This window comes from Pseudomonas sp. Sample_9, from assembly GCF_004307535.1.
Classification (GTDB): domain Bacteria; phylum Pseudomonadota; class Gammaproteobacteria; order Pseudomonadales; family Pseudomonadaceae; genus Aquipseudomonas; species Aquipseudomonas mercuritolerans.
The window spans coordinates 3,014-10,841 of sequence record NZ_RAZO01000281.1 but is presented as its reverse complement, the minus strand read 5'-3'; the positions used below and the strand labels follow the sequence as shown (position 1 = coordinate 10,841).

The 7,828-nt window shown below is 60.0% G+C and carries 6 protein-coding genes and 1 pseudogene; 3 read left to right on the top strand and 4 right to left on the bottom strand.

Going from position 1 to position 7,828, the window contains the following annotated elements; translation table 11 throughout:
* The coding region (locus D6877_RS15455; RefSeq protein ID WP_347233419.1) for a toxin VasX at positions 1-1,677 on the bottom strand (1,677 nt) is incomplete at its 3' end.
* A gap of 723 nt (positions 1,678-2,400) precedes the next feature.
* Here D6877_RS15455 and D6877_RS15450 point away from each other — a divergent pair.
* From D6877_RS15450 to D6877_RS15440, 3 genes are all read left to right on the top strand, one after another.
* Positions 2,401-2,877: a hypothetical protein gene (locus D6877_RS15450; protein ID WP_130911353.1), complete on the top strand. Its 477-nt coding sequence runs from the start codon at positions 2,401-2,403 to the stop codon at positions 2,875-2,877.
* Between the two features lie 106 nt (positions 2,878-2,983).
* Entirely contained in the window at positions 2,984-3,238 is a 255-nt protein-coding gene (locus tag D6877_RS15445; protein WP_241662910.1) for a hypothetical protein, read from the top strand.
* A 67-nt stretch (positions 3,239-3,305) separates the two neighbouring features.
* Complete coding sequence (locus D6877_RS15440) at positions 3,306-3,734, top strand: hypothetical protein (protein ID WP_130911352.1); 429 nt, start codon at positions 3,306-3,308, stop codon at positions 3,732-3,734.
* 347 nt (positions 3,735-4,081) lie between these two features.
* Here the strand turns inward: D6877_RS15440 and D6877_RS15435 are convergent, their stop codons facing one another.
* The 3 genes and pseudogenes from D6877_RS15435 to D6877_RS15425 all read right to left on the bottom strand — a co-directional run.
* Positions 4,082-5,713: a BatD family protein gene (locus D6877_RS15435; RefSeq protein ID WP_130911351.1), complete on the bottom strand. Its 1,632-nt coding sequence runs from the start codon at positions 5,711-5,713 to the stop codon at positions 4,082-4,084.
* On the bottom strand, positions 5,710-7,446 hold the full coding sequence (locus D6877_RS15430) for a tetratricopeptide repeat protein (protein WP_130911350.1): 1,737 nt from the start codon (positions 7,444-7,446) through the stop codon (positions 5,710-5,712). The genes D6877_RS15435 and D6877_RS15430 overlap by 4 nt, the downstream gene beginning before the upstream one ends.
* Positions 7,443-7,828, bottom strand: a pseudogene (locus tag D6877_RS15425) (BatB protein); the annotation flags it as partial. The gene D6877_RS15430 and the pseudogene D6877_RS15425, both read right to left, overlap by 4 nt.

Sequence of the window (7,828 nt, the reverse complement as noted above, 5' to 3'; positions counted from 1 at the left end):
GTTGAACATCGCCATGCCGGCGTTGAACAGCGTTGAATATTGCCCGGCCTGTTCGCTCTGCAAGCGCAGCGGCAAGGTGTAGAAGAGCGGGCGGGTCAGTTGCGGGTGTTGCTCGAGGTATCCGAGCATTTGCTCATTGGCCGCGTCGCTGCGGCCGATGTCCTTGAGGCAGGCGTATTCGCTGGCGAAAGCCTGATCGATCTGCGCTTGGCCGTCGAAATACCACGCCGAGCGATGGAAACGCCCGGCGCACAGCAGTTGCGCGCGGTCGGCGGTGATGCGTTCGAGCAGGCGATTCCAGCGTCCGAGGTTGTCGCGATGACTGTTCAGCACCTCGTCCATGGCCGGACGGTCGATCAGGTCGTTGATGCCGCGTTTGCCGCTGAGCAGCGGGCCGTCGAGCACGTCTTTCATGCGCCTGTTCTGATCCTTGCCGAGCTCGACCAGTGTGCTCAGATGACGCTCGACGAAGTCGGCCGGGGCGACTTCAGCAAAATATTCGCGGGTGTAAAAGCGTCGGTCCGCCTCGGCGGTGACGCGAGCGTGCGCGGTGAAATCCGGGGCGACGCCGTCGAAACGGTTCAGCGCCAATGACTCATCCAGTGCCTTTTCGCGCTGTTGCTGCAGTTCAGGTCGAGCCTGAGTATCGGTCGGGACAACCTCACCACCTTTGTTTAAATACTCAAGCAATGCCTGCCGGGTATTTTCCCGATCCGGCTCGGGCAATTGCTCCAGTTCAGCGAACAATGCCTGGGCGCGCGGATCATCGCTGGCCTTGGCCAAAGCGTCGAAGTCCTGAGATCCGAGCTGGCTCAGCGACTCGATGTAACTGGCCAGCAGATAGTCGCGCTCGTTGTTGTCGGTGTTGCTCCACTGCTCGATCCAGCCGACCACCAGGTCCTGATAATCCGCCAGATCGCGCATCACCCCGAGGTCGTCGTTGACCAGCAGAAACAGCGTGTCGTCCTGATAAGGCCCGCGCACCCGACCAAGAAATTCGCCGATATGCGCCTCGCGAAAACGCCGTGGGTTTTCCCACAGATAGGGTTCGCGTTCGTGCTCCGGCGCGTCGCTGACCTGCACCGTCGGCATCCGCGTTGCGTCGGCCTCGGCCAGCGGTTTCGCTGTGCAGGCCACTTCCGCCAGCCACTGTTTGGCCTGAGCCACGGTGAGCAAATGCTCGCCGCCGATCAGACAATGCACCGGACCGAGATCGACCGCCTGCATGAAGTGCTCGCGTTCCTCCGCGCTGTCCAGCACCTGTCGGCACTTCGCCGCGCTCAACTGCACATCGGCGAAGGTCACGTAGAGGGTGCTTTTGCGCGAAAAGATCAACGCCGGACGTTCCTCGATGGCGCTGCGCTGATCCTCGCTGACGCTTTTGCCGCGATGCAGCAATGCGCTGATGACGCCGTCAAGCACGCGGTATTCGTAGAGCTCGCCACTGAGGCTGTCGACGATGTACAGCCAACCATCGCGCAGGCGGCGGATGCCCATGGGGCGCGTGGTCAGGGTGTAAGGCAGCGTGATTTCGGTGCTGGGGTCGAAGGGTTTTTCCACCACGCCGTAAGCGAGGGGTAGCAGTTGCACGTGGGTGTTGCGCAAGGGGCAGGCGGCTGGCGCACCAATGGGCGCTTTCGAGGCGGCAGCTGCCGCGAGGTTGGCGGGGTGCATCATTGAGCACATTTCCCTGTGTCTGTTTGTGACAGAGAAATGTGCGTGTATCTGAAAAACGACAGCAGTCAGATCTTTCTGTGTTTTGCGTAGGAATCGAACACTCGGGATGAAACCTACAAGGGATCTTCCGAAACCTTACAGAGGTTACTTCGGATGAACCGTGAGTAACCCTGAAGGCGTACCCGCGCTCGCAAACCGACGCAGGGCAAACAGAGCCTTTAACAGGCGCATTGCCCGAGGATACGAGCTGTACCGCTCATCGAAACCGATTGTTCAACCCATCCATTATTGACGCCAAAATAGTGGCCACCTAATATCATGCCGGCTGATGCGCTAGTGCAGAGACACCAGCGACTCTTTGCGCTCATCCGCGCCGCTGTCCGGCCGAGCATGGCACCTGATCAGGCCGATTATTGCCCGTTGGAGGATCTTCTACATGGACGTTCGTCGTACGTATTCCTCGCGCACCAGTCTTCTGCCCCTGTGGCCGAACTCATCAGTTCATTGGCATGCCCAAGCGCGGACAGACGTTCCTGCTGGCAAACATCATGGTCTTGCAGCCACTATGAGCGCAGGCCGATGGCATCGTCGTTGCACAATCCCAGTATCTCGCTGGATCGTGCGGGTAATGGAGCAGAACCAGGGACAAACCAAGTTCTGATAAACAGAGGTCTGTCCCCCGAGGCCCCCCCGCGGCGGAAAATCGTGTCTGGAGCCCATGCAATGCATCTGATCAACTCTTTACCCTTCGTCATCGACACAGAACCCTTCGACACATGGAAGCAGCAGTGGTCGAATCAGGAAGGCCTGGATATTCATTCGTATATCAACGACCAATGCCACCCGGAACAGATATTGATGTTTTCCACGTTGCTGTTCCCGACGTTCATCGTGTCTGAGGGAGGCGTCTTCCTCGAGCGGAATTTTTCACACGAAGCGTTCGCGCGCTGCGTGAACCTGGCCGCTGGCGACATGGCGGAGGTTGAGCGGTTTATGAATTATGTAAAGATTTATGATGTTTTTGGCCAATTCGGAAATGGTGTATCGCCCAGAATATTTCTTCAGCTGTGCGAGATGATCGGATTTGCCTGGCGAATGGTGTTGAAGGAGAAATTCCCGGACACATTATACACTGTCGAGGTATCGAACTCGGATGAGAATTACGGCCCGGTGGTTACTTTTTATCAGGTGAAACAATGACTGATCCTTCCCAATGCCTCGCTGATAAAAGGTTTTTTGTCTTGATGCGCCCGCCTCAAGACCGTGGGCGAGCTTTTTACATTTCTTGAGTTGAGCCACCAATACAATGCCTGAATTTTCCTGTGTGTGCGGTCAGATAATCAATTTGTCTCATGGTACGTCCGAGTTAGAGTTTTCAATGGTTGCCGAGCGAAAGATAGATGAGCTGGGTGCTGCCTTGGCAGATCGTTGGTTGTCTGAGGAAGAGTTCTATCAACAGATAGGTGCGGGTGCTACTACTGTTTATCGCTGCAATAAATGCGATCGGCTACATATTGATCAAGGTGGCGGAAACTTTTCTTCCTATATCAAGGAAGTATGATAGAGCGCGCCCACATGCTTTCGGGGAAAGAGTGGGAGCTGGATTGTTCACCAGCAAGAGGCTTCAAATGGACTTTTCAATTGCGGAGTACGGAGCGGTCGGCCCTTTGAATGGAAAACTGCCCAGAGCTCAAGTGCACGACATTCTGGGAGCCGGTTTCGAAGTGTTCTGGAAAACAGCTGACTCCCTGAATACTACGGATGCTTATTTTCAGCTCGACCTTCATGTCTACTACGACGCGCGAGACATGGTTAAAGGGGTAGAATTTTTCGAAAGAAGCACGGTGTCCTGGAGCGGCCACAAGCTAGTAGGCGAAACATCCACGGACGTGTTGGCTTTGTTTCGTCGCCACGGTTTTGACCCCGTCATTGACGATGACGGATTTGAAGTCGGTGAGTTGGGTATGGGGTTTTACGTTGACGATGACGACGACTTCATCACCACTTTATATATCAATCTGCGCCGCGAAAATTCATTCAACGGCGTCGTGCTCTAGCAGGAGCAATAGATGATCATCTGCCCAAGATGTCAGCAGGATTACATTGTCTGTGCCCATGTCAAGGCCACCGGAAAAAAGTTATTCATGTGCCCAGAGTGTGACGCCACCTGGTTTTCAGTTGAGGCGATCGGCGTTGCGCTCTCTAATTGCTGAAAGATAAAGCCGGTGATTTTGATGGTGACAGGCGAACCATGGAAATCCTTCGTCCTCTCCTATCGAGAAGGCGAACAAGTAAAAACAAAATTCGAGTATTGATTCCAGACTTTCAGACCAAAAGATCGCAGCCTTCGGCAGCTCCCACACACAATCCGTAGGATCTGCCAAATGCTGCGATCTTTTGCTTTTCACTTCGGATAAAGCGGCGGCAATCCACTCTCACTCACCGGATCCTGCACGCGCTCGGCGGCGGGAATAGTTCGAATCGCCCGCCACAAATCCTCACCCTGCCAATGCTGCCCGGTCTCGCTGTACAGCGCGCCGTTCAACCCATCCAACGCATCCGACAACGGCACAAACCGCGCCGCCATGTCCGCCAGTGTCTCCGGTTGTTGCCGCGCCCAGGCGTCCAGTGCCTGGCGGGTGGCGTGGGGGTCGTTGGCCTGGCTGGCGCGTTTGATGTCGTCGAGCAGGGTGCGTGGGCTCGGGCCGGTCTGGGCGGCGCGGTGGATTGCCGGTTGCCAGCGGGCGCGCCACCAGAGGCCGAAGCCGAGCAGGGTGGTGCAGGCGAGGATCAGCGTGCTGAGCTTCCACCACCACAGGGTGTCGTTGTCGGGCGTGCTCGGTTGCAGGGTGCCGGCCGGGGTGTCGATTTGCAGGCTGGGGTTGTTCGCCACTTGCAGGGTGCGCGCGGGCAGGCTGCTGTGTTCGAGGTGGTCTTCGAAGGTGTTCCACCAGACCACGTCGACGGTTGGCAGGTCGATCGCGCCGCTGCGGCTTGGCACCAGGGCTTCGCGTTCTTCGCGGCTGCCGATGATGCCGCGGTCGCTGCTCTGGTTGCTCAGCACCGGTTGATCGGGGTAGCGGCGCAGGCCGTTGACGTCGGTGGCGGGCAGGGCTGGGAGTTGGGAGCTGGCGAGGCCTTCGACTTTCAGGGTCAGGCTGCGGGTCAGGGAATCGCCGACCTGGGTGTGATCCGGTTCCGGGCTCCAGCTTTCGCTGAGGCTGAGGTTGCGCGCCGGCAGCCATGGTGCATCGACCGGGTAGGTTAGCGGTTTCGGTTTGACCGTCAGCGGAATCGACGCCGAGCTCACTCGCATCAGTTTGCCGGGCTTGGGCCCCGAGGCGTCTGCCGATGGCGCGGTATCGACCAGCGTGGCGCTGAAGGTCTGCGGGGCGATCGTCAGCAGGCCGCTGTGTTGCGGGTAGATCGCGTAGCGCATCTCGATCACGCCGTGGCGCAGGCCATTGATGTCTTTTTCGTAGGTGCGCGTGTCACCAAGTTGTTCGATGCGCGCATCGGCGATTTGCAGCGGGCTCAGGCTGCTGTCGTCGTACAGCGAGACTGAATGATAGATGCGCAGGGTCAGGATGGCCTGGGCCTGCACGTAAACGCTGGTCTGATCGAGGCTGGCTTCGATGAACACCGGATCAAGGCTGTTGTTGTCTTCGCGGTTGTCGCTGGCGATCACCTGCACGGTGATCGGCTGGCTCTGCGCTTCGCCCAGTTGCAGCGGCGGAATCACTACGCTGCCATTTTCTTTCGGCAGCAGGGTGATGATCCAGCGTGTGGTCGCGCGGTTGTCGCCGTTGAGGGTGTTGAGCTGGTTGACCTGGCGCGTGCCGCGCACTTCGAACAACGCTTCCAGCGCCGACAGATCGGGCTTGCCGAACTGGGTGACGTCGTCAGTTTCGAGGGTGAGCTCGACCGTCTCGCCGGAGTTCAGGCGACTGCGATCCACGCTGGCGGTCAGCTCGGCCGCCTGAGCGGTGGCCGTGCAGAACAGCAGGGGCAGCAAGAGAGCGGTGAAGCGGGTCATCGATTGTTTTCCTGATCCTGATGTTGTTGCTGTTCGTACCAGAATTTGCGCCTGAGCAGTTCGCCCGGGTCGTCCGGGATCTTGCCCAGCCATTGCTCGAGCGCCTGACGCTGCTCGCCTTCGAGGTTGTTCTCGCTCGGGCGCAGGGTCGGCACCGTGTCGGTTTCCTCTTCCTCGTTGCTGCCGGGGATTTCATTGGGGCCGGGCAGCGGCGGGGCGGTCGGCGGCGGTTCGCTGGCCGACTCGGCCGGTTGCGCCTCGCTCTGGGTTTCACTGCTCACCGCCGGAGGTGGCGCGGTAGTGGGCGAGGGCTCATCGCCGGGCAGACTTTGTTCATTCGGCTGGTTGTCCGGTTCGGGCGGCGGCGGGGCGTTTTTCTGCTTCAGCAGGTTTTCCACCAGCGCCTTGTTGGTCTGCGCCGGACGCAGATCCGGTTGCAGTTCCAGCGCCTGTTCGTAGGCATCGATCGCCGCTTCCAGCTCGCCACTTTTTGCCAAGGCGTTGCCACGATTGTAGTGGGCGCGGGCATCGCTGCCCTCGGCAAAACGCTGAGCGGCGCCACTGTAGTCGCCGGCCTCGTACAACGCCACCCCTTGCCATTGATGATCATCGAAATGCTGCGCGGCTTCGGCCGGGCGCTTCTGCTTGAGCAGATGCAAACCTTGCTGGTCGGGGCGCAACCACAAGTCTTCGAAGTCGAAAGCGTAGCTCGGTTGCGGCAGGCAGCAAAGCAGCGGCAGGCAGAACAGCCAGCCACGGCGCCCGGCACACGCAGCCAGCAACAACAGCGGCAACAGCAGCCAATAGCCCTGATCGGCCCACGTATCGAGGCGCACGGTCTGGCCGTCGTCGCGCAGGCTGCGCGGGCCGTTGAGCAAACCGAGGGCGCCAAGATCAGCCTCGTCGAGACGCGCCGGGTGATACTCGCCGCCGACGCTGTTGAGGAATGTCGCCAGACCAGGACTGTCGAGTTGCGGCACGCGGATCGCGCCTTGCTCGTCCTTGAGGAAACTGCCGTCCTCCTGGGCAATCGGCGCACCTTCGGCGGTGCCGATGCCGAGCATCAGCAGTTGCGTCGACTCGCCATTCAGCGCGCGGCGGATACCGCGCCGTTCTTCTTCATTGAGCGACGAACCGATCAGCAGAATCCGTCCCTGTCCCAGCGCACCTTGCTTGAGCAACGCCAGCGCCTTGTCCACGGCCAGATCGGCGCGGTGGCCGGCTTCCGGCATCAGCGACGGCTTCAGCGCGTCGAGCAGGTTGCGGCTGGTGGCCAGATCATCCGACAGCGGCACCAGCGTGTGCGCGCTGCCGGCATAAACGACGATGGCGGTCTGCGCGTCGCTGCGCGCCTGCAACAGGTCGAACAGCTTGCGCCGCGCCTGTTCCAGACGTGTCGGCGGCGAGTCGGTGGCGAGCATTTCCGGCGTCAGTTCGAGCACCACCACCAGCGGATCGGCGGGTTTCTGGCTGGTCTGTTCGACGCGCTCCCAGCTCGGCCCGAGCAAGGCCAGAATGGTCAGCAACCACGCCACGCCAAGGGCGATCCACGGCAGTTTGCTCTGGCGCCCGCTGCCGCCACTGAGCAGCGCAGCGTGAAATGCTGGCGGCAGAATCATCTGCCAGCGACCGGCGCGTTTCTGTCGGTGCCAGAGTTGCCAGAGCAGCCAGCCGAGCAGCGGCAACAGCAACAGCCACCAAGGGCGGAACCAGTGCGGCCAGAGCGCGATCATCGGCGCCTCCGCAGGCGCAAACGCTGCAAGCGCTGACGCCAGTCCGGCAACGGACTTTGCAAATACAGTTGCTTGGTAAACAGGCGTTGCAGCGGGTTATCCGGCCACAGCTCACGGACGACCAGCAACAGACTCAACCACAGCGCCAGCGCCAGCGGCCAGTGATACAAGGCCTGCGCCGGGCGTGCCTGAGTCGGTTGCTGAGTCACCGGTTCGAGTTGGTCAAGAGTGTCCTTGATCGCTTGCAACTCCAAGCCGTCGTGGGCGCGGAAGTACTGGCCGCCGGTGATTTCGGCGATGGCTTTGAGCGCCGGTTCATCCAGATCAAGGCTCGGATTGACCCCGAGCAGGCCGGTCGAGCCGCTGTCCTCGGGATTGGCGC

Coding starts and splice junctions, on each gene's coding strand:
- D6877_RS15445 (WP_241662910.1), top strand. CDS start 2,984: ATGCCTGAATTTTCCTGTGTGTGCGGTCAGATAATCAATTTGTCTCAT.
- D6877_RS15430 (WP_130911350.1), bottom strand. CDS start 7,446: ATGATCGCGCTCTGGCCGCACTGGTTCCGCCCTTGGTGGCTGTTGCTG.
- D6877_RS15440 (WP_130911352.1), top strand. CDS start 3,306: ATGGACTTTTCAATTGCGGAGTACGGAGCGGTCGGCCCTTTGAATGGA.
- D6877_RS15450 (WP_130911353.1), top strand. CDS start 2,401: ATGCATCTGATCAACTCTTTACCCTTCGTCATCGACACAGAACCCTTC.
- D6877_RS15435 (WP_130911351.1), bottom strand. CDS start 5,713: ATGACCCGCTTCACCGCTCTCTTGCTGCCCCTGCTGTTCTGCACGGCC.